This window comes from Paracoccus homiensis (assembly GCF_900111675.1).
Lineage (GTDB): Bacteria > Pseudomonadota > Alphaproteobacteria > Rhodobacterales > Rhodobacteraceae > Paracoccus > Paracoccus homiensis.
In genome coordinates this window covers 70,635-90,718 of the sequence record NZ_FOHO01000004.1, presented here as the reverse complement: position 1 = coordinate 90,718, position 20,084 = coordinate 70,635, and the positions used below count along the sequence as shown (strand labels likewise).

At 62.4% G+C, this 20,084-nt stretch carries 20 protein-coding genes and 1 tRNA gene; 3 read left to right on the top strand and 18 right to left on the bottom strand.

Translation table 11 applies throughout. The annotated features are described in order from the left end of the window. Window positions 1-66: 66 nt before the first annotated feature. Window positions 67-510 (top strand): DUF302 domain-containing protein, encoded by a 444-nt coding sequence (locus BMX67_RS07220; RefSeq protein ID WP_090733699.1) that lies wholly within the window; start codon window positions 67-69, stop codon window positions 508-510. A gap of 87 nt (window positions 511-597) precedes the next feature. On the opposite strand, the gene BMX67_RS07215 is transcribed toward BMX67_RS07220, so the two are convergent. The 17 genes from BMX67_RS07215 to BMX67_RS07135 form a co-directional block, all read right to left on the bottom strand. After that, window positions 598-1,662 carry a quaternary amine ABC transporter ATP-binding protein gene (locus tag BMX67_RS07215; RefSeq protein WP_090733697.1) on the bottom strand — a complete coding sequence of 355 codons (1,065 nt, stop codon included), beginning with the start codon at window positions 1,660-1,662 and terminating at the stop codon, window positions 598-600. Next, entirely contained in the window at window positions 1,655-2,539 is an 885-nt protein-coding gene (locus BMX67_RS07210) for an ABC transporter permease (protein WP_090733696.1), read from the bottom strand. Before BMX67_RS07210 ends, BMX67_RS07215 begins: the two co-directional genes overlap by 8 nt. Window positions 2,540-2,609: 70 nt before the next feature. After that, window positions 2,610-3,605: an ABC transporter substrate-binding protein gene (locus tag BMX67_RS07205; protein ID WP_090733694.1), complete on the bottom strand. Its 996-nt coding sequence runs from the start codon at window positions 3,603-3,605 to the stop codon at window positions 2,610-2,612. A gap of 247 nt (window positions 3,606-3,852) precedes the next feature. Beyond that, window positions 3,853-4,686 carry a metal ABC transporter permease gene (locus BMX67_RS07200; RefSeq protein WP_281249163.1) on the bottom strand — a complete coding sequence of 278 codons (834 nt, stop codon included), beginning with the start codon at window positions 4,684-4,686 and terminating at the stop codon, window positions 3,853-3,855. Then, the gene (locus tag BMX67_RS07195) at window positions 4,686-5,546 is read right to left on the bottom strand and encodes a metal ABC transporter permease (protein ID WP_090733690.1); all 861 of its coding nucleotides are present in this window, start codon (window positions 5,544-5,546) and stop codon (window positions 4,686-4,688) included. The genes BMX67_RS07200 and BMX67_RS07195 overlap by 1 nt, the downstream gene beginning before the upstream one ends. Next, window positions 5,543-6,412 carry a manganese/iron ABC transporter ATP-binding protein gene (locus BMX67_RS07190; protein ID WP_175479839.1) on the bottom strand — a complete coding sequence of 290 codons (870 nt, stop codon included), beginning with the start codon at window positions 6,410-6,412 and terminating at the stop codon, window positions 5,543-5,545. Before BMX67_RS07190 ends, BMX67_RS07195 begins: the two co-directional genes overlap by 4 nt. Before the next feature lie 76 nt (window positions 6,413-6,488). Beyond that, the gene (locus BMX67_RS07185) at window positions 6,489-7,391 is read right to left on the bottom strand and encodes a metal ABC transporter substrate-binding protein (RefSeq protein ID WP_090733687.1); all 903 of its coding nucleotides are present in this window, start codon (window positions 7,389-7,391) and stop codon (window positions 6,489-6,491) included. A gap of 285 nt (window positions 7,392-7,676) precedes the next feature. After that, window positions 7,677-7,753, bottom strand: a tRNA-Arg gene (locus BMX67_RS07180). Between the two features lie 200 nt (window positions 7,754-7,953). Then, complete coding sequence (locus BMX67_RS07175) at window positions 7,954-9,198, bottom strand: flavin-dependent oxidoreductase (protein ID WP_090733685.1); 1,245 nt, start codon at window positions 9,196-9,198, stop codon at window positions 7,954-7,956. Further along, entirely contained in the window at window positions 9,198-9,653 is a 456-nt protein-coding gene (locus BMX67_RS07170) for a cupin domain-containing protein (RefSeq protein ID WP_090733683.1), read from the bottom strand. Before BMX67_RS07170 ends, BMX67_RS07175 begins: the two co-directional genes overlap by 1 nt. A 12-nt stretch (window positions 9,654-9,665) precedes the next feature. Then, window positions 9,666-10,352, bottom strand: coding sequence for an ABC transporter ATP-binding protein (locus tag BMX67_RS07165; RefSeq protein ID WP_090733682.1), 687 nt, complete (start codon window positions 10,350-10,352; stop codon window positions 9,666-9,668). Further along, window positions 10,352-11,104 carry an ABC transporter ATP-binding protein gene (locus tag BMX67_RS07160; RefSeq protein WP_090733680.1) on the bottom strand — a complete coding sequence of 251 codons (753 nt, stop codon included), beginning with the start codon at window positions 11,102-11,104 and terminating at the stop codon, window positions 10,352-10,354. Before BMX67_RS07160 ends, BMX67_RS07165 begins: the two co-directional genes overlap by 1 nt. Continuing rightward, the gene (locus BMX67_RS07155) at window positions 11,101-12,039 is read right to left on the bottom strand and encodes a branched-chain amino acid ABC transporter permease (protein WP_090733678.1); all 939 of its coding nucleotides are present in this window, start codon (window positions 12,037-12,039) and stop codon (window positions 11,101-11,103) included. Before BMX67_RS07155 ends, BMX67_RS07160 begins: the two co-directional genes overlap by 4 nt. After that, window positions 12,036-12,953, bottom strand: a complete 918-nt coding sequence (locus tag BMX67_RS07150; RefSeq protein ID WP_090733677.1) for a branched-chain amino acid ABC transporter permease — start codon at window positions 12,951-12,953, stop codon at window positions 12,036-12,038. Before BMX67_RS07150 ends, BMX67_RS07155 begins: the two co-directional genes overlap by 4 nt. Before the next feature lie 50 nt (window positions 12,954-13,003). Next, on the bottom strand, window positions 13,004-14,173 hold the full coding sequence (locus BMX67_RS07145) for an ABC transporter substrate-binding protein (protein ID WP_245739284.1): 1,170 nt from the start codon (window positions 14,171-14,173) through the stop codon (window positions 13,004-13,006). 172 nt (window positions 14,174-14,345) lie between these two features. Beyond that, window positions 14,346-15,083 carry a MipA/OmpV family protein gene (locus tag BMX67_RS07140; protein ID WP_175479838.1) on the bottom strand — a complete coding sequence of 246 codons (738 nt, stop codon included), beginning with the start codon at window positions 15,081-15,083 and terminating at the stop codon, window positions 14,346-14,348. A 117-nt stretch (window positions 15,084-15,200) separates the two neighbouring features. Further along, window positions 15,201-17,057 (bottom strand): ABC-F family ATP-binding cassette domain-containing protein, encoded by a 1,857-nt coding sequence (locus BMX67_RS07135; protein WP_090733673.1) that lies wholly within the window; start codon window positions 17,055-17,057, stop codon window positions 15,201-15,203. A gap of 181 nt (window positions 17,058-17,238) precedes the next feature. Between BMX67_RS07135 and BMX67_RS07130 the strand changes: the two genes are divergently transcribed. Further along, window positions 17,239-17,448 carry a hypothetical protein gene (locus BMX67_RS07130; protein ID WP_090733672.1) on the top strand — a complete coding sequence of 70 codons (210 nt, stop codon included), beginning with the start codon at window positions 17,239-17,241 and terminating at the stop codon, window positions 17,446-17,448. A gap of 95 nt (window positions 17,449-17,543) precedes the next feature. Beyond that, complete coding sequence (locus BMX67_RS07125; protein WP_090733670.1) at window positions 17,544-18,521, top strand: zinc-binding dehydrogenase; 978 nt, start codon at window positions 17,544-17,546, stop codon at window positions 18,519-18,521. Between the two features lie 48 nt (window positions 18,522-18,569). On the opposite strand, the gene BMX67_RS07120 is transcribed toward BMX67_RS07125, so the two are convergent. Then, on the bottom strand, window positions 18,570-20,039 hold the full coding sequence (locus tag BMX67_RS07120; RefSeq protein ID WP_245739282.1) for an NCS1 family transporter: 1,470 nt from the start codon (window positions 20,037-20,039) through the stop codon (window positions 18,570-18,572). Window positions 20,040-20,084 lie beyond the last annotated feature (45 nt).

Below are 20,084 nucleotides of genomic sequence, written 5' to 3'. Positions count from 1 at the left end.
GTTGGTTTGCCGGAACCGCGAAATGTGCTGCATTGTTGTGGACTTGCCCGAAACAAGGAGAGTTCGATGCGCAGACTGATCTGTACCGCCGCCATTGCACTGGGTCTGGCGACCCCTGCCCTGGCAGATATTGAAACCGTTGCTGCCGAAGGTTCGGTTCCCGAAGTGATGGACCGGCTGGAAAGCGCGGTCGAGGGTGCGGGCGCGACAGTCTTTGCGCGCGTCGATCACGCCAAGGGCGCGGCCTCGGTCGATTTGCCGCTGGAGGATTCGCAGCTTCTGATTTTTGGCAACCCCAAGCTGGGCACCCTGCCGCAGCAACAGGACGCCCGCGCCGGACTGTTTCTGCCACTACGCGTTCTTGTCTACAGCCAGGACGGGGAAACCAAGATCGCCTGGCAGGAACCGGCTGAGATGTTTGACGATCTCGACATCGACGATGATGCCGAATTCATGGCCAAGATGACGCAGGCCCTGCAAAAATTCGTCGATACGGCCAAGGCCCCCTAAGTTAGGGCCATATGAAGCGGACGGCCGGGGCGCTTCGTCGCGCGCCCCGACCGTTTTTTTGTGCCAGCGTCTTGGTCAAAGCCGGGATCAGGCGACCTGCGCCTCGGGATCGACATCTTCGCTGTCGTCGGGCGCGATCATCTCGGCCACGCATTTCGACAGCGTCACCATGCCCAGATGCTGTCCGTCCAAGCCCTGGATATTGGCGCGCAGCACCTCGGCATTGGTCATCGCGCGCGCCGCTTCTTCCAGCAGGGTTGTGGCCGGCAGCGTCACCGGGGTTTCGGCCCGTGCGCCTTTGCGCATGATGGTCCGGACCGAGATGACGTGACCGCGGCGCACATCGCGCACGAAACTGGCGATGTAATCGTCCTTCGGGCGCAGGACGATCTGTTCGCCCGTGCCCTGCTGGATGATCTTGCCATCGCGCAGGATGGCGATGCGTTCGCCAAGGCGCAGCGCCTCGTCCAAGTCGTGGGTGATGAAGACGATGGTCTTTTTCAGCTCGGATTGCAGGTCCAGAAGCACCGACTGCATGTCGGTCCGGATCAGCGGGTCCAGCGCCGAGAATGCCTCATCCATCAGCAGGATCTCGGCGTCGTTGGTCAGGGCGCGGGCCAGGCCCACGCGCTGCTGCATCCCGCCCGACAGCTGATTGGGATAGCTTTCCTCGAACCCGTCCAGACCGACGCGGCTGATCCAGCGGCGCGCGCGTTCCTCGGCTTCGCGGCGGGATACCCCGCGCACGTTCAGACCATAGGTGGTGTTTTCCAGCACCGTCCAATGCGGGAACAGCGCAAATTTCTGAAACACCATGCCGGTGCGCTGGCGACGAAACTCGCGCAGCTCGGTCTCGGACATCTTTGCGATGTCCTGACCGTCGAACAGCAATTCGCCCGCGGTCGGGTCGATCAGGCGGTTGATATGCCGGATCAGGGTCGATTTGCCCGACCCCGACAGCCCCATCACGACCTGGATCTTGCCCGCGGGGATGGTCAGGTTGATGTCGTCCAGCCCCAGCACGTGATTGTGCTGGGCCTTCAGTTCTTCCTTGGTCATCCCGTTGCGAACGCTTTCCACGTGCTTGGCGGCGTTCGGACCGAAGATCTTGTAAAGGTTGCGGATCTCGATGTCGTGGGTTGCCTCAGCCATGCACAGCCTCCAGGTGCTTCTGCAGGCGCTTGCCATAGGCCTGCGTCGCGCGGTCGAAGATGATGGCGATGGCGACGATGGCCAGACCGTTCATCACGCCCAGGGTGAAGTATTGGTTGTTGATCGCCTGAAGGACGGGCTGGCCCAGGCCGCGCACGCCGATCATGGATGCGACCACGACCATGGCCAGACTCATCATGATGGTCTGGTTGACGCCCGCCATGATAGTCGGCAACGCCAGCGGCAATTGCACATCCATCAGCTTTTGCCGACCGCTGGACCCGAATGCCTCGGCGGCCTCCAGCACGTCGGCGGGGACCTGGCGGATCCCCAGATTGGTCAGGCGGATGATCGGCGGGACGGCATAGATCACGACGGCGATCACGCCGGGCACCTTGCCAAGGCCGAAGATCATCACGACCGGGATCAGGTAGACGAAGCTGGGCATCGTCTGCATCATGTCCAGCAGCGGGGTGATCGTGGCATTCGCCCGGTCCGAGCGGGCCATCAGAATCCCCACCGGAATGCCGATGACGACCGCGATCAGCGTACAGACCGACACCATCGCGATGGTCCGCATCGTGTCTTCCCACATGCCGAAATAGCCGATCAGCAACAGCGCGACGATCGTGCCTGCGACGATCTTCAGGTTGCGGCTTAGCAGCCAGACCAGTCCGGCCAGCGCGACAAGGACGATCACCCAGGAACTGTCGATCAGCATTCCCTCGATGAAGTTCAGCAGCAGCTGGATCGGGTGGAACAGCTGTTCCAGGGTTTCGCCATAAGCCCGTGTAAAGTTGCGAAACGCCTCATCGATACCGATGCGAAGGTCTCGCATGTCGCCCCTGCTCATGGCTGGAAAATCTATCAGATCCATCTCTTTTCTTCTTGTTCCGTTTCGGGATGTCGACAGAAAAAAGGGGCGCCCGACAGGCGCCCCTCAGATCTTACAGCGCGTCTTCGACCTTGGTTGCCACATCTTCGGGCAGCCAAGCCTTCCACACCTCGGGATAGTTTTCGAGGAAGTAATAGGCGCCATCCTCGTTGGTGGCCTGATTGTCACCCATCCAGGCCAGAAGCGTGTTGACCGTGTCATTCGACCAGGCGCGCTTGCCCAGATAGTCCATGGTCACGGCGTTCTTTTCGGCGAATTCGGCGGTCACGGCGGTGAACACGTCCGAACGCGGCCATTCGTTCAGCGCGGGATCGGGGCAGTCGTTCACGACCGTGCAGTTGTCCCAGGCTTCGCGTTCATGTTCCACGCCCAGGTCCAGGCGGGTCATCTCGTATTTGCCCAGAATTGCGGTCGGGGCCCAGTAATAGCCCAGCCAGCCTTCCTCGCGGTTGAACGCCCGCGCGATGGATCCGTCCAGGCCCGCGGCCGAGCCGCTGTCGACCAGCTCGAACCCTTTTTCCTCGGCGCCAAGCGCCGCGAACTGGTTGGCGGTGATGATCTGGCAGGCCCAGCCCGAGGGGCAGTTGAAGAAGGCGCCCTTGCTGCTGTCCTCGGCGCCCGGGAACAGTTCGGGATGAGCCAGCGCATCCTCGATCGTCTTGATGCCGTTTTCCTCGGCAAGGCTGGTCGGGATCCAGAAGCCTTCGACACCGCCATCGGTCAGAATTTCCGAGGCGACCTTGATGCGGCCTTCCTCGACCGCGGCGTCCAGCGGCACCTTGACCGCGTTCACCCACAGTTCGGGGGCGATATCGGGTTCGCCCTTTTCATTCATCGAGGTAAAGGTCGGCACGGTGTCACCCGTGACCAGCGCAACGTCGCAGTCATAGCCTTCTTCCAGGATGATCTTGTCCACCCAGGCTGCCAGACCGGCCGATGCCCAGTTCATCTCGGCGATGGTCAGGCTGCCGCAATCTTCGGCGGCAAACGCGGCCGGTGCCGCAACCATCAAGCCAAGAATCGCCGTTGCCGGTTTAAGATATCGCATGAAATTACCTTTCGTTTCCCTGTCAGATCCCAAAAGCCGGGGCCATGGGATGAGGGGCGCGTCACCCCTCCCAAGCATGTTAGCTTAGACAAACCATAGACAACGTGAAGGGGATTGTCACATTTTCGAATATTACGTCCGGTTCTGCGTGCATTTTTCGATGGATTTCCACCTGTGGAAGCGCCGTGCTTCACACTCTGCAAATTTGCAGCACCGGGGACGGGTGCGACCGCTATGGTGCGTAGAATCACAGACGCGCCGAGGCGCGACGCGTCAGAACGGTCTTGCGGATGAAGGCGCCGATGAAGATCGCCGTCAGGATCAGGACGATTGTCGGCGCGGGTGCGCTGTCCAGATAAAAGCTGGCATAGACGCCGCCCAGCATCGACGCCATGCAGACGATCACCGCGACACGCAGCATGTTGCGCAGGCTGCGCGACAGCAGAAACGCAATCGCACCCGGCGCGATCAGCAAGCCGACGGCAAGGATCAGACCCGTCGCAGACAGTGTCGCCACGATGGTAAGGGACAGAATCGCCAGCAGCCCGTAATGCAGCACGCCGACCGGCAGCCCCGACACCCGTGCCTGCGCCGGGTCAAAGGCGTGCAGCATGAAATCCTTCCATTTCAGGATCAGAACCGCCGCCACCCCGGCGGAAATTATGCCCGCCGTCCACAGGTCATCCGGTCCCACGCCCAGCATGTTGCCGAACAGGATGTGGTCCAGATGCACATTGGTCTTCAGCCCGACATACATCACGATCCCCAGACCGAACATGCCCGAGAACACGACCCCCATGATCGTGTCCTGCTTGATGCGGCTGTTTTCCGACAGATATCCGGTCGCGACCGCCGTCAGCATGCCCGCCCCGAAAGCCCCAAGGATCAGGGGCAAGCCCAGAATATAGGCCAGAACGATGCCCGGCAGTACGGCGTGGCTGACCGCGTCGCCCATCAGCGCCCAGCCCTTCAGAACCAGAAAGCAGGACAGCAAAGCCGTGGGCACCGACACGATCGCGGCGATCCAGAAGGCATTCTGCATGAAGCCGAACTGGAAGGGCATCAAGATCGTCTCCGACATCAGGCGGCCCCATCCCTTAACGCGGCAGCCGCCTTGCGGCGTGCCGCAAGCAGCCCATGTTTCGGCGCAAACAGGAAGGTGGTCAGAAAGATCACCGTTTGCAGCACGACGATTACGCCTCCGGTCGCGCCATCAAGGAAATAGCTGAGATAGGCACCGACGAAGCTGGTGATCGACCCGATCGCGACCGAGGTCATGATCAGCCGCGGGAACCGGTCGCATAGCAGATAGGCCGTCGCCCCCGGCGTCACCACCATCGCGATGACCAGAAACGCGCCGACCGTCTGCATGGCGGCGACCACGCTGGCCGACAACAGCATGAAAAACACCACCTTCAGCAGCCCCGGCCGCAGCCCGATAGACCTTGCGTGGCTTTCGTCGAAGAATGTCACCATCAGATCCTTCCATTTCAGCAGAAGAACCGCCAGCGACACCACGCCGATGATCGCCAGTTGCAGCGTATCCTGCGGCGTGATCGCCAGGATGTTGCCCATCGTGATCGTCTGGATCGAGACCGCCATGGGATTGACCGACACCATGAACAGGCCCAGTCCGAAGAACGAAGTGAAGATGATGCCGATGATCACATCGACCTTCAGCCCCGACCTGTCCGACAGAAACAGCATCGCGCCCGCGGCAAGACCGCCTGAAATGAACGCCCCCAACGCGAAGGGCAGACCAAGGATATAGGCCCCCGCGACGCCCGGCACGACCGAATGTGACAGCGCGTCGCCGATCAGCGACCAGCCTTTCAGCATCAGGTAAGAGGACAGGAAGGCGCAGACCCCGCCTACCAGCGCCGAAACCCACATCGCATTGGTCATGTATCCGTAGGAAAAGGGTTCCAGCAGCAGGGTCATGCGTCGCGTTCCACCTTATGTGTCCGGTCGCCATATTGAACCAGCGGGCGTTCATCGTCGGTAAATATCGACAGATGCCGTTCATCGTCGTCATCATGCAGATCGGCCCCGCCAAGCGTGAAATGGCGCAGGACACCACCGAACGCGGCTTCAAGATTGGCGCGGGTGAAGGTCGTCTCGGTCGGGCCATGGGCCAGAACCGTTCCCTTGACCAGAACCGTCCGGTCGCAGAATTCGGGCACCGATCCCAGGTTGTGGGTCGACACCAGCATCACCCGCCCCTCGTCCCGCAGGGCGCGCAGAAGGGCGATGATCTGTTCCTCGGTCTTGACATCGACGCCGGTGAAAGGCTCGTCCAGCAGGATGACCTGCCCGTCCTGTGCAAGGGCACGTGCCAGAAAGACGCGCTTTTTCTGGCCGCCGGACAGCTCGCCGATCTGGCGGTGGCGATAATCCAGCATGTTCACGCGGGCCAGCGCATCCCGGACGGCCTGATGATCCGCCTTCGAGGGGCGCCGCAAAAAGCCCATATGACCATAGCGGCCCATCATCACCACATCTTCGACCAGCACGGGAAAGGACCAGTCGACCTCTTCGGATTGCGGAACATAGGACACAAGATTGCGGCGCAGCGCCTCTTTGACGCCAAGGCCAAGCAGACGGATTTCGCCCCTGGCCACCGGGACGAAGCCCATGATCGCCTTGAACAGCGTCGATTTCCCGGCGCCGTTTACGCCGACCAATGCCGTCACCGTCCCGCGCGGGATTTCGAAACTGGCGTCGCGCAGCGCGGTGTGACCGTTGCGATAGGTGACGGTCAGCTGACTTGCGGCGATGCCCGCGCCCGCCTGTTGCGTCTGTGCCATGCGACTGCTGTCTTTCATTGCGTGCTTTCTGCCCGAAGGGCCGCGCCGGTGTGGGTCGGCGCTACAGATAGAAAGGTCAGTTCGCGCCGGTTACAAGCCCCTCGGCCACGGTTTGCGCGGTGACTTTCAGCAGGTCCAGATAGCTGGGCACGGGGCCGCCCGGTTCGGACAGGCTGTCGACATACAGGACCCCGCCATACAGCGCCCCGGTTTCGCGCGCGACCTGTTCGGCCGGGGCAGTGTTGACGGTGCTTTCGCAGAAAACGGCCGGGATGTCATTGTCGCGAACGCCGTCGATGACGCTGCGGACCTGCTGCGGCGTGCCCATCTGATCGGCATTCATGGGCCACAGATACAGCTCCTTCATCCCGAAATCGCGGGCCAGATAGCTGAACGCCCCCTCGCAGGTCACAAGCCAGCGACTGGCCTCGGGCAATGCCGCGATTTCCTGGCGCAGGGGTTCGATCGTGGCGCGCAGTTCTTCCTTGTAGGCCTCGGCATTTGCGGCATAGGTCTGCGCGTTGTCGGGGTCATGCTCAGCCAAAGCCGCCTGGATATTGTCTATGTAGATCAGTGCGTTGTCCAATCCCATCCAGGCATGCGGGTTCGGTTTCCCCTGATACGCTCCCGCCGCGATCGGGATCGGATCTATCCCCTCGCTCAGCGTGACCGAAGGAATCTCGCCCAGATTGGTCAGAAACTGTTCGAACCACAGTTCAAGATTCATTCCGTTCCACAGGATCAGGTCGGCGTCATGGGCGCGAACGATGTCCTGCGGCGTGGGTTCATAGCCATGAATCTCGGCGCCCGGCTTGGTGATCGACACGACATCGGCCGCGTCACCTGCGACATGGGCCGCCATATCCGCCAGAACCGTGAATGTCGTCACGACTTTCATCCGATCCTCGGCCAAGGCCGCAGGTGCCGTAATTGCCGTCAGGGCCACCGCCCCCATCAGCCGTCCCAAAGTCATCGTCATAGGCATCCCCCAATCAAGACGCGGTGTTTCGATCTGCGAACAAGTCGCAACAAGCCTACAGCGCCCAAGATTATTTGCAACTGCAAATCAGTCGCAAGTAAAGGCGGTAACGCGGTTTGTCAGGCCTCGGAACGCTTACGTTCAAGGGTGAGCCGCTGAAGACGAGGGCATTCATCAATGAATGCAAACTGCTGGAAGATAATCGCAGCCCTGGGATCGCAGCCGGAAAACCGCAACAGACCCGCAAGATCCGCAAAATTGCGATGACAAACATAAGGGGTTTGATGGCGCACCCATCAGGATTCGAACCTGAGGCCTTCGCCTTCGGAGGGCGACGCTCTATCCAGCTGAGCTATGGGTGCGCAACGGGATTCGGAAATCCACTGCGCCTTGGCGACTTCTGATGCTCTTAAATCGAAAAACGATCCGCTCGGCAAGGGCTTCGTTGCCGTTGATCGCCAGCGGCGGCCATGCGCGTGATGGCGCAGATCAAAATGGAGAGGTAACAAACCTAATTTAAAGCATGAATTCTGCGCCGCAAGTTGCTGTTATAATTCATATCCTAGACTTCAATGCGCTTCACGTCCGAGAACCCGGCCATCTGGGCATAGCCCTTGACCAGCGCCTCGCGGTCGGCATGCGGCAAAACCTGATCAATGTCATCGAAGCCAGCCGGAGCCAGCTTTTCCACGGCGTCAATGACAGCTTCGGGGCCGCCCTTGCGATTCTGTGCCACGACCTGTGCGGTTGCCGGCCGGCGTTGCGCCTCATAAGCCCACAGCCCGGCGCGGGGATGAGGCTGCGTTTTCAGGGCGTCGGCCAAGCAGCGCGCATCCAGCACGGCCTGGCTGGCACCATTTGAACCGACCGGATACATCGGGTGCGCGGCATCGCCCAGCAGCGTCACCCGCCCAAAGGTCCAGCGCGGCAGCGGGTCGCGATCGGCCATGGGGTATTCGAAAATTTCTGGCGTGGCGCGGATCAATGCCTCGATGTCGTAGCCCGGCACGCGAAATCGCCGCGCATGGGGCAGCACCGTCGCCAGTGCGACCTTGCGCGACCAGTTATCGGGTGGCGGGGGACTTACCGCCGGATCCTTGGTGCGGACATTGACGACCCAGTTCATCAATTGCTGCCCGTCGGATTGCCGAGGGGCGATGGGATACAGAACCAGCTTGGCCCCGAACCCGCCGCCGATGGCCATGACCGTGCCGTTCTGCCACGCGGGCGCCATGGTCGCGCCACGCCACATCGAAACACCATTCCAGGACGGCGCACCCTCGTCGGGATAGAAATGCCGCCGCCCGGTCGAGTGGATCCCGTCGGCGCAGATCAGCACATCGCCCCGCGCGATTTCCGAGGGCCCGCCCTCGGTTGCGTCGGTAAACTGCGCGGTCACGCCGCCTTCGTCCTGCACGAAACCGGCCAACCTGCGGCCGCATCGCACGGCATCCGGTCCCAACCGCGCGATCACCGCGTCATGCAGCGTTTTTTGCAGCCGCCCGCGATGGCTGGAAAATTGCGGCACCTCGTGACCGGCCAGCATGCCGCGCGGCTCGTCCCAGACAAGCTGGCCGTTGCGGGTGTAGTAATACAGATGCGAGGTACGCACCGCGATACGGTCCAACGCGTCCAGAAGGCCAAGCGCGTCGAATTCGCGGATGGCGTGGGGCAGGATGTTGATGCCGACGCCGACCTCGCGGACCTCGCGCGCGGCTTCCCAGATCTGGCAGGGGATGCCGCGTTCATGCAGCATCAGCGCGGTCGTCAGCCCGCCGATCCCGGCTCCGGCGATCAGGACCCGCATCAGTCCTGATCCTCGGGCGGCAGAAAATCGACCTCATGTGCCGCCGATACCGCGACCACCTCGGCGGGGTTGGGGTTCGGGCCCAGATTGTGCAGCGCCCAGAACAGGTCGAACAGACGCCGCGTGGGCGATACCCAGAACAGGCATTTGATATCGGTGTCGGTCTTGTTGAAGATGCCATGCGGCACACCCATCGGCAGCCGGACAAGATCGCCGGGCATCGCGCGATGTTCGGCACCGTCCAGCAGCAGATCGAAACAGCCGTCGAGGATATACAGGAATTCGTCCTGCGTGGGATGTATATGGGGTGGCACGAACGTGCCCTTGGGCAGGGTCGCATGCCATGACATCGAGGACGGAGATACCTGTTTCGGGACATAGATCTGACCCAGAATGTTCCAGCTGATCGCGTCCAGCCCTTCGGTCGCGCGGGTGATACCGGCACTCATGGTCATGGCGTGGTCCCTTCACACATGCAAAAAGCGTTCCTTGATGTCGGGCGTGCTGCGCAGCGCGGCGTTATCGCCGCTCCAGACGACCTGCCCCTTTTCGATCACCACATGCCGGTCGGCAAAGCGGGTCAGCGCGTCGACATTCTTGTCGATGATCAGGATCGATTCACCCGCCTCCTTCAATTGCGACAGACAGGCCCAGATTTCGTCACGGATCAGCGGGGCCAGCCCCTCGGTCGCTTCGTCCAGAACCATCAGGCGCGGGTTGGTCATCAGCGCCCGCCCGATGGCCAGCATCTGCTGTTCGCCGCCCGACAGTTGGTTGCCCTTGTTGCCCAGACGTTCGCCCAGACGGGGAAACAGCGCCAGAACCTTGGCAAAGTCCCAGTTGCCGGGGCGGGCCATGGCGATCAGGTTTTCGCGCACATCCAGCGTGGGAAAGACCTGCCGCCCCTCGGGGACCAGCCCCATTCCGGCGCGTGCGATGCGGTGGGGGGCGGCATTGGTCATGTCGGCATCCCCGATCCAGACCTTGCCTGCGCGGGCGGGCAGCAGGCCGAAGATCGTGTTGATCGTGGTGGTCTTGCCCATGCCGTTGCGGCCCAGAAGGGTGACGACCTCACCCTCGGCCACCTCGAATGCGATGTCGTGCAGAACCTGGCTTTCGCCATAGGCGGCCTGCAATCCTTCGACGCGCAGCATCACGCATCCTCCGTTTCTTCGCCCAGATAGGCGGCACGCACCTTGGGGTCGCTGCGGATCTGGTCGGGGCTGCCCGTCGCGATGATGCGGCCATAGACCAGCACGCTGATCCGGTCGGCCAGCGAGAAGACCGCGTCCATGTCATGTTCGATCAGCACAAGGGTCAGTTCGGATTTCAGGCTGCGCATGACCTCGACCAGACGGTCGGCCTCGGCCCCCGAAGTGCCGGCCAAGGGCTCATCCAGCAGCAACAGCCGCGGGCGGGTGGCCAGCGCGATCGCCAGTTCCAGCTGCCGCTTTTCGCCATGACTCAGGCTGCCTGCCTTGACGAAGGCGCGGTCGTCGATGCCGACCCGTGCCAGCGCCGCCAGCGCCGCATCGTTCAGGGCGGCCTCATCTGCGACGGGGGCAAGGAAACGAAAGCTGCTGCCCTGCCCGGCCTGCGCCGCCACGGCGACATTTTCCAGCGCGGTGAAGCCCGGCAGGATCGAGGTGATCTGAAAGCTGCGCGACATGCCCGCACGCACGCGTTTGTGCATGGGCATCCCCATCATATCGGTCCCGTCGAAGCGGACCGATCCGCCATCCGATCCCGCCTGCCCCGACAATTGCGCGATCAGGGTCGATTTTCCCGCGCCGTTCGGCCCAATGATGGCGTGCAGCTCGCCCTCATCGACCGAAAGGTTCAGATCGTCGGTCACCTTCAAGGCGCCATAGGATTTGCGCAGATTGCGAACGTCCAGCAAGCTCATAGCCGCCTCCGGAAAAAGCCGGTCAGGCCGTCGCGCGAGTACAGCACGACCAGCACAAGGATCAGGCCGAACAGCAGCGGCCAGTGTTCGGTCAGAACGGCCAGCCATTCCTCCAACAGCAGGGCGATGGTCGCGCCGGCTACCGCGCCCAGCAGGTTGCCGATGCCACCAAAGACCACCATCACCACCAGTTCGCCCGAGCGGTGCCAGTCCATATAGGCGGGCGAGACGAAGCTGGCCTGATTGGCCAGCATCACACCGGCAATCGACGTCATGCAGCCCGAGATCACAAAGGCCGTCAGCTGATAGCGGAAGGGCGAAAACCCGATGGCCTGCATGCGAACAGGGTTTTCCCGCGCCCCCGTCAGAACCCGGCCAAAGCGCGACCGGGTAACCGCGACCGCCGTCAGATACAGTCCCAGCAGGATCGCGAAGGCCGTGTAGTAAAGCGCGGTGTCATCTTCCAGCACAGGCTGTCCGAACAGGGTTGATCGCGTGGACAGCGTCACCCCGTCATCGCCGCCATAGGCCGAGAGCGAAACGAAAAAGAAATAGGCCATTTGCGCAAAGGCCAGCGTGATCATGATGAAATAGATGCCCTTGGTGCGCAGTGAAATCGCGCCGGTGATCACGGCAAAGATCGCGGCACCGGCAATCGCGCCCAGAATATGCAGCGACAGATCGGTGATGCCCGCGCGGCTGAGGATCGCGACCGAATAGGCCCCGATTCCCAGATAGGCGGCATGGCCAAAGCTGACCATGCCGCCATAGCCAAGGATCAGGTCCAGCGCGAGGGCCGCGATCGCATAGGCCAAGATGCGCGTGGCGATCACGACCAGATAGGCATCGTCCAGCGCCGCGGCGATCAGCGGCAAGGCCGCGAAGGCGGCGAACAGCAGGGTCGCGGCCCAGGCACGGGTCGGGATCAGCCTCATGTCCGCGCTCCGAACAGGCCCGCGGGCCGTGCCGCCAGAATGACCGCCATCAGGATATAGACCAGCATCGGGGCCAGCACCCGCCCCGCCTGTCCCGCCGCCGAGGGGTCCAGAAAGCTGCGCAGGATGATCGGGCCGAAACTGCGCCCCAGCGTATCGACCAACCCGACCAGCAGCGCACCCGCGAAGGCACCTTTGACCGAGCCGATGCCGCCAATGACGATCACCACGAAGGCCAGGATCAGAACGCTTTCCCCCATGCCGGGATCGACGGTCAGGATCGGCGCGACCATCGCCCCGGCAAAGCCCGCAAGCATCGCGCCAAAGGCAAAGATGATGGTGAACAATTTCTTGATGTCGACGCCAAGCGCGGACACCATCGCCCGGTTGGTGGCCCCCGCCCGCAGGCGCATGCCGATCCGCGTGCGGGTAATGATCAACCACAGCGCAACCGCCGTCGCCAGACCCGCCGCGATGACGACCAGCCGGAACACCGGATAACGCAGTGGCCCGATCAGCGGCACCGAACCCGACAACAGATCAGGCATCTGCACCGACAGCGGGGCCGCGCCCCAGATGATCTCGACCCCTTCGGTGATGATCATCACCAGACCGAATGTCGCCAGGACCTGATCCAGATGCGGCCGGTCATACAGCTTGCGAAAGACCAGCAGTTCCAGCACCAGCCCGATCACCAATGTCGCCGGCAGGGTCAGCAGCAGGCCCAGCCCATAGCTGCCGGTCATCTGGCTGAACGTCACCGCAAGATAGGCGCCGACCATGTAGATCACACCATGGGCGAGATTGACGAAATCCATGATCCCGAACACCAGCGTCAGGCCGGCGGCGATCAGGAACAACAGGATGCCGAATTGCATCCCGTTCAGAAGCTGAAGCAGAAACAGGTTGGTCATGATGTGTCCTGACGGAAACGGGGCGCGCCCTGGCGCACCCCGCTTTCGTTTCAGTTCATTTCGCACGCGCCGACATAGTTGTCGGCATAATCATCGAAGATCTTCTTGACGATCGAGGTGGCGAATTTGCCATCCTCGCGCTGGACGACCTCGGTAAGGTAGAAATCCTGCACCGGATAGTGGTTGGGGCCAAAGCTGAAATCGCCCCGGACCGAGGTGAAGGGCGCGCCCTCCATCGCCGCGATCAGCGCGTCCTTGTCGCCGGTCCCGCCCGCCTCGCGGATGGCCGCGTCGATCAGATGCGCCGCGTCGTAGGCCTGCATCGCATAGGTTGCGGGCACCTTGCCGTATTTCGCCTCGTATGCGTCGACGAAAGCCTTGTTTTCTGGCGTGTCCAGATCCGGGGCCCAGTTCGACCCGGCAAAGAATCCGACCGCGGCGTCCTGTTGCGCGGGCAGCGTCGATTCATCGACGGTGAAGGCTGACAGGAACGGGATGGTTTCAAGCCCGGCCTGCCGATACTGTTTGACCAGGTTCACGCCCATGCCGCCCGGCATGAAGGCAAAGACCGCGTCAGGCTGCATCGCGGCGATCTGCGCCAGTTCGGCCGAATAGTCCAACTGCCCCAACTGGGTGAAGATCTCGCCCGCGACGCCACCCTTGTAGCTGTTCTTGAAGCCCGCAAGGCTGTCCTTGCCCGCCTGATAATTCGGGGCCAGCAGGAAAACGTTGGAATAGCCCTGTTCCTGCGCATAGGCGCCCATCACCTCGTGCATCTGGTCGTTCTGATACGAGGTGACAAAGAAGTTGCGGTTGCATTCAGCCCCCGCAAAATTCGAGGTCCCGGCATTGGGGCTGATCAGGATTGCGCCGCTGTCGGTCACCGGCTTCATGATCGCGCCCAGAATGTTGGAAAAGATCGGCCCGACGACGATATCGACCTGATCGCGTTCCACCAGTTCGCGGGCCTTGTTGGCGGCGATATCGGGCTTTTGTTCGTCATCGACGACGATGATTTCGGTCGGCATGCCGCCGATCTCGCCGATCTGTTCGGCAGCAAGCTGAAATCCGTCGCGGCCCATCTCGCCCAGAACGGCGGCCGGCCCGGACAGCGTGAAGATCAGGCCGATCTTCAGCGTTTCGTCATCCTGTGCGATGGCCGGACCCGCAAGGCAGGTCGTCGCGGCCAGCACGGCAAGCATCTTTCCCGAATACGTCATGGCGTGTTTCCCTGTTGAGTGCGCCGCGATGACCGCAGCTTGGCGTTCTTTTCCTTAGAACGCACCAACAAGGGGCAAGCTGTCAAGAAATTATTTCAGGCTTAAAATAATCCGACGGCATGCAGCCCGGATCGGGTCCGGGCTGTCAGCAATCTGCCAATGTTCGAAGCTATCAGAAGCCAAAGCTGAAGCGGCGCACGATGCCAAGGCGCAGCGCGGGCTGATATTCATCCTGCACGATGGGCGAATCCGCCGCGTCGCCGATCAGCTTGCCGTATTCCACCTCGCCCAGCACGGCCAGGTTCTCGGTCAGGTCATAGCGGGCTTCGAAGGTGATGGCGGCCTTGTTGAACCCGCCGCCTGCCGAATAGGCCGCGCGACCGGCGGTCGCCTCGTCGGACGAGACGCCGAAATAGGTGTCGTTATACTCGTCGTCACCATAGCCCAGTTCCAGCCCCGACCACAGCGTCACGCGATCCGACAATTCGGTGCGGTACTTGGCGCCGACCTCGCCGGTCAGCCCCTCATGCCCGCCAAAACCGCGACGCAGGGTGACATAGCTGTTCACCGGGCCACGCCGATAGCTGACCTTGCCGCCGATTTCATAGGCGCGGTCGATCTCTTCCAAGCCGATCAGCGCGTCGTCGTCATCCTCGTCGCGCGACCCGACCATGCCGAACGAGCCGCCGAAGGACAGGCCTTCCTTGGCGGTGCCCCCGAAAGACGCGTTCTTCCAGATGATCCAGGGCTGCGCTTCGGCATCGTCGGCGCCCGGATAGGTCGATTTGCCAACCACGCCCAGACCCAGATCGACCGAGAACTGGCGATCGCCCGACAGGCCGAAATCCTGTGCCGCAGCCGCACCGGCAAGGGCCGAAAGTCCAAGGGTCAGGCAAAGCGCAAGTTTCATGTCAGGCATCCCGGTAGAAGAAATTTCAGCCTCTCTAGGGGCGAATCGACCCGTGTGACAAGGCGGCGGCGCGGCGATCTGCAACAGCGTATCCGAACGCCGCAATCTTGCAACAATCTAGCTGCCACCGGCGGTTTCAAGGTTTTCAAGCGCGGTCATCCACAGCTCTTCGGCGCGGGTCATCGCCTCGACCGCCTCGGAATGCTTGCGACCCCATTTCTCGGCCTCGGCGGGGTTTTCGTAAACGGCCGGATCGGCCAGCTTGACGTTCAGCTTGTCGATCATGTCGGTCAGCTTCTGAACCCGGTCCTCGGCCTTGCGGACCTCGGATCGCAGCGTCTGCAATTCATCGCGCGGCGCGCGCCTTGGCGCGGGTTTCGGCGCTTCGGCGGCTGGCCTGGATTTGGCCGTGTCATCGCCCTGCAACAGAAAGCGGCGGTAATCGTCCAGATCCCCCTCATAGGCGGTGACGGCCCCGTCATTGACCAGCCACAGCCGTTCGGCGACCAGCCCCAGCAGATGCATGTCGTGGCTGACCAGAACCACCGCACCGGTGTAATCGTTCAGCGCCTGCGACAGCGCCTCGCGGCTTTCGATGTCAAGGTGGTTGGTCGGCTCGTCCAGAACCAGAAGATGCGGCGCGTCGATCGTGGCGATCAACAGCGACAGACGCGCCTTCTGGCCGCCTGACAACTGCCCGACCGGCGTTTCGGCTTGCGCCTCCATCAGGCCAAAGCCCGCCAGCCTTGCGCGCAGTTTTGCCGGCGCTTCGTCGGGGCGCAGCCTGCGCACATGGTCCAGCGGCGTTTCCTTCAGCGACAGTTCATCAACCTGATGCTGGGCGAAATAGCCGATGCGCAGCTTGTTCGAGCGGACCAGCCGCCCCTCCATCACCTGCAAACGGTCGGCCAGCAGTTTCGACAGCGTCGATTTGCCCTGCCCGTTGCGCCCCAGCAACGCGATCCGGTCGTCCTGATCTATCCGCAGGTTCAACCGCCGCAACACGGCGCGGTCGCCATAGCCGACGCTGACCCCTTCCATCGCGATGATCGGGGGCGACAGCTCTTCAGGCTGGGGAAAGCCGAAGCGGTGAAACTTCTCTTCCTCGGGCGCGGTGATCGGCGTCATCTTTTCCAGCATCTTCACCCGCGCCTGCGCCTGACGCGCCTTGCTGGCCTTGGCGCGGAACCGATCGACAAAGCTTTGCAGATGATCGCGACGCGCCTGCTGTTTCTTGGCTTCGGCGGCCTGCAAGGCGCGCTTTTCGGCCCGCAGACGCGCGAAATCGTCATAGCCGCCGGTATACAGCGTCAGTTTGCGATGTTCCAAATGCAGGATATGTCCCACGGCGCGGTTCAGCAGCCCGCGATCGTGGCTGATGATGATGACCGTGTGCGGATAGCGCGCCAGATAGCTTTCCAGCCACAGCGCACCTTCCAGATCCAGATAGTTGGTCGGTTCGTCCAGCAGCAGCAGATCGGGGCGCGAGAACAGCACCCCCGCCAGCGCGACCCGCATCCGCCAGCCGCCGGAAAAATCGCTGGTCGGACGGGCCTGATCGGCGGGCGAAAAGCCCAGTCCGACAAGGATCGAGGCCGCGCGCGCCTCGGCCGACCATGCGTCGATATCGGCCAGCCGGGTCTGGATCTCGGCGATGCGCTGCGGATCGGTGGCGGTTTCGGATTCGGCCATCAGCGCGGCGCGTTCGCGGTCCTCGGCCAGAACCGTCTGCAGGACCGACATCCCGGTGCCCGGCGCTTCTTGCGCGACGCCGCCAATACGGGCGCGGTTGGGCAGGCTGATCTGGCCGTCATCAAGCCCGATGTCACCCCGGATCAGCCTGAACAGGGTCGTCTTGCCCGCACCATTGGGACCGACAAGGCCGATCTTGTGGCCCTCGGGGATGGTTGCCGAAGCATGTTCCAGAAGCGGACGGCCCTGGATCGAATATGAGATGTCATCGATACGCAGCATGGATGGGGCATGGCCCAAGGCGGCCCGCCCGTCAATGCCCGACAGCGGCACGAAGCAAGGCGTCGTTGGGGGCGATAACGCTGCGGCGCGGCAAAGTTAAACATCGTCCTATTATCAAAAGATAATAATTGCCCGAATTCAGAAGCTGCAGCAGGCTGTGCAGATAGGGTGGAGGTTTGTGATGCGGTTTATTTCCTGGTTCACTCGGAAAATCGAACAATTCATTGCTGATAGCTATGATCCTGCGGCCGAGGAATTGATGATGCAGGACGCCGAACGGCAAGTGATCCCGCAATCGGCAGATGCCGCGCCGGTCGAAGCGGACGCGGATACTTCAACCGAAGATAATCACACCAGCTCGAACACCGCCGATCCTGTCCAGCCGATGTGAACAGGTTTTGCCGCCACGGGGTCGTGACGATGCTGCCCTTGCAGCATCGGTTGCGACCAACCACCTGTGCCACATCGATATTTAAGGAGAGACGCATGAAAACCGTCCGCCACAGCGAATTCGGTGATCCGGCACAGGTACTGCACATGGAACAGGTTGCGGATCTGCAGCCCGGCCCGGGGCAGGTCCGGCTTGGGATGATCATGGCCCCCATCCACAATCACGATCTGTGGACGATCCACGGCAGCTATGGCGTCAAGCCCACGCTGCCCGCAACCGCCGGAAGCGAGCTGGTCGGCAAGGTCGAGGCTGTTGGTGAAGGTGTCGATGCCGGTTTGATCGGGCGTCGCGTTGCCGCCGCCGGGGTGCAGGGCGCATGGGCCGAACAGGTTCTGGCACCGGCAAATGCCCTGATCCCCGTGCCCGAACAGATGTCGGACGAAGCCGCGGCGCAGTTGATCGCCATGCCCTTCAGCGCGATCACGCTGGTCGAGTTTCTGGGCGTCGCTTCGGGCGACTGGGTCGTGCAGACGGCCGCCAATGGCGCGGTCGGCAAGATCGTGGCGGTTCTGGCGAAATCGCGTGGCATCAAGCTGTTGAACCTGGTCCGACGGGCCGAAGCCCGGGACGAGTTGATGCAGATGGGGATCGAGAATGTCGTCGCAACCGATCAGGACGGTTGGATCGATCAGGCCAAGGCGATCATCGGCAAGGATGGCGCGCGGGCAGCCGTGGATTCCGTCGGGGGCGAGGTTGCGGGCGCATTGACCCAGTTGCTGGGCGAAAACGGGCTGCTGGTCACCTTTGGCTCGGCCACTGGTGGCGACCTGTCGCTGGGAACCGGGGACATCATCTTCAAGCACCTGACCGTCAAGGGGTTCTGGGGCGCAAAGGTGGCGCAGGCAACCTCGGATGCGGATCGTCAGCGGATGTTTCAGGAACTGATCGGGCTGGTGCTGGACGGTTCGCTGCGGTTGACGGCGGATGCGGTGCTGCCATTGGATGAACCTGCCGCCGCGATCAAGGCCGCGACGACGCCCGGCCGTCAGGGCAAGGTGATGTTCAAGGCCTGATGACCGCGGAACATATGAAAAGGCCCCGGCAGATGCCGGGGCCCGATCTTACAGATCCTCGCGCCCCTGCAGATGTTCGGCATCGGGGGCAAGCCGGGCAAAGCGCCCGTCTTCATAGGCCCAGCTGACCCCGACCGACGTCGCCAGATACTGATCCGCGAAACCGCTGTCGATTTCAGCCTGCGGGTGGCGTGGCAGCACAAGGGCCTTCATCAGCGCCAGATACAGGATCAGACCCAGCGGAAATCCGATCAGGATCGCATATTGCGACCACCATGCCGCCAGACCGCCCGCGATCAGCCACGCAATCAGCCCGGCCGGATTGAATCCGCCCGCATAGCGGAACTGGCCCGACATGCGGAACAGGTCCGGCACGTTCAGGCGACGGCGGCGCAGCAGGTAATAGTCGGCCACCATGATCCCGCCGATCGCGGACAGGAACGCGCCGCAATAGCCCAGAAACACGAACAGGTTGTTCAGGATCAGCCAGGGCATCGACAGGGTGCCGACGATCCCGGCGATGACCACGGCCATCCGATAGGTGATCCGGCGCGGCGCAAGGTTCACGAATGTCAGCGCCGAAGGGATCAGGTTGGCCGAGTTGTTGGTGGACCATTGCGCAAGAACGACCAGTGCCAGCAGCAGGACCAGCGACAGCCCCTGCCCCTGCGCCTGAATGACCTCGACCGGATTCCAGTTGCCGGTCGCGATGAAGCTGACCGCGCCGAGCCCCGCGATCAGCGCCTGCGTGATCGGCAGGGCGACGATCTGTCCCAGAAAGATGTTGCGGTTGCGGCGCACATAGCCGCGCGCCCCCGGCTGGGTCCCGATAAAGCGGGTCAGGTTCGGAATGTCGATGGCCAGGGTCGACCAGAACGCCATGTTCGAAATGAACAGCACGACGACGCTCATCTGTCCGCTGCCTTGCCAGTTCCAGATGTTCAGCCCCTTGGTCTGGGCCACGCCTTCCAGCGTGAAATACATCCAGACGGAAATTGCGATGATCGCGGGCGCGGCCAGCGCGGCCAGACGCTCGACCGATTTGATGCCCATGGCGGTATTCGCCATTTGCAGGATGGCAAAGACCGCGTACCACAGCGGCCAGCTTGCAAAGCCCAGGAAATACTCGCCGATCCCGTTCAGCGCCAATGCGCCCAGATAGGTCTGGATCCCGAACCACATACCGGCCACGATCCCGCGGAAGACGGCGGGCAGATGCGTTCCGTGGATGCCGAAAGGCGCGCGCAGATAGACGGCGAAGGACAGGCCGTGTTCGGTCCCGATATCGGCGGTCAGCAGCATGAACAGACCGATGGTCAGGTTCGCAAGTCCGATCACCGCGATCACCTGGATCAGGCCAAGGCCGCCCTCGACCCCACCGGCCCCCAGCGAATAGGTCGCGATGATGACGGCGATCCCGACCCACATCCATGCATAGCCCAGCATCCCGATGGGACGCTGGCGCAGGGTCGTGGGCAGGATCGATTCCTCGATCAGCGCAGAATCGTCATGCGTCATTGGCATCTTTCTCCCTGTTCTGTCCGACCCTTGTTGCGCCATCGC

Excerpts from the sequence above, each read along its gene's own strand:
- BMX67_RS07165 (WP_090733682.1), bottom strand. The coding sequence starts at position 10,352 with ATGCTGCGCGTCGAAGGATTGCAGGCCGCCTATGGCGAAAGCCAGGTT.
- BMX67_RS07170 (WP_090733683.1), bottom strand. The coding sequence starts at position 9,653 with ATGACCATGAGTGCCGGTATCACCCGCGCGACCGAAGGGCTGGACGCG.
- BMX67_RS07160 (WP_090733680.1), bottom strand. The coding sequence starts at position 11,104 with ATGAGCTTGCTGGACGTTCGCAATCTGCGCAAATCCTATGGCGCCTTG.
- BMX67_RS07220 (WP_090733699.1), top strand. The coding sequence starts at position 67 with ATGCGCAGACTGATCTGTACCGCCGCCATTGCACTGGGTCTGGCGACC.
- BMX67_RS07185 (WP_090733687.1), bottom strand. The coding sequence starts at position 7,391 with ATGACGATGACTTTGGGACGGCTGATGGGGGCGGTGGCCCTGACGGCA.
- BMX67_RS07155 (WP_090733678.1), bottom strand. The coding sequence starts at position 12,039 with ATGAGGCTGATCCCGACCCGTGCCTGGGCCGCGACCCTGCTGTTCGCC.
- BMX67_RS07205 (WP_090733694.1), bottom strand. The coding sequence starts at position 3,605 with ATGCGATATCTTAAACCGGCAACGGCGATTCTTGGCTTGATGGTTGCG.
- BMX67_RS07120 (WP_245739282.1), bottom strand. The coding sequence starts at position 20,039 with ATGACGCATGACGATTCTGCGCTGATCGAGGAATCGATCCTGCCCACG.
- BMX67_RS07140 (WP_175479838.1), bottom strand. The coding sequence starts at position 15,083 with ATGAAACTTGCGCTTTGCCTGACCCTTGGACTTTCGGCCCTTGCCGGT.
- BMX67_RS07175 (WP_090733685.1), bottom strand. The coding sequence starts at position 9,198 with ATGCGGGTCCTGATCGCCGGAGCCGGGATCGGCGGGCTGACGACCGCG.
- BMX67_RS07135 (WP_090733673.1), bottom strand. The coding sequence starts at position 17,057 with ATGCTGCGTATCGATGACATCTCATATTCGATCCAGGGCCGTCCGCTT.
- BMX67_RS07130 (WP_090733672.1), top strand. The coding sequence starts at position 17,239 with ATGCGGTTTATTTCCTGGTTCACTCGGAAAATCGAACAATTCATTGCT.
- BMX67_RS07150 (WP_090733677.1), bottom strand. The coding sequence starts at position 12,953 with ATGACCAACCTGTTTCTGCTTCAGCTTCTGAACGGGATGCAATTCGGC.
- BMX67_RS07190 (WP_175479839.1), bottom strand. The coding sequence starts at position 6,412 with ATGGCACAGACGCAACAGGCGGGCGCGGGCATCGCCGCAAGTCAGCTG.
- BMX67_RS07195 (WP_090733690.1), bottom strand. The coding sequence starts at position 5,546 with ATGACCCTGCTGCTGGAACCCTTTTCCTACGGATACATGACCAATGCG.
- BMX67_RS07210 (WP_090733696.1), bottom strand. The coding sequence starts at position 2,539 with ATGGATCTGATAGATTTTCCAGCCATGAGCAGGGGCGACATGCGAGAC.
- BMX67_RS07125 (WP_090733670.1), top strand. The coding sequence starts at position 17,544 with ATGAAAACCGTCCGCCACAGCGAATTCGGTGATCCGGCACAGGTACTG.
- BMX67_RS07200 (WP_281249163.1), bottom strand. The coding sequence starts at position 4,686 with ATGTCGGAGACGATCTTGATGCCCTTCCAGTTCGGCTTCATGCAGAAT.
- BMX67_RS07145 (WP_245739284.1), bottom strand. The coding sequence starts at position 14,173 with ATGACGTATTCGGGAAAGATGCTTGCCGTGCTGGCCGCGACGACCTGC.
- BMX67_RS07215 (WP_090733697.1), bottom strand. The coding sequence starts at position 1,662 with ATGGCTGAGGCAACCCACGACATCGAGATCCGCAACCTTTACAAGATC.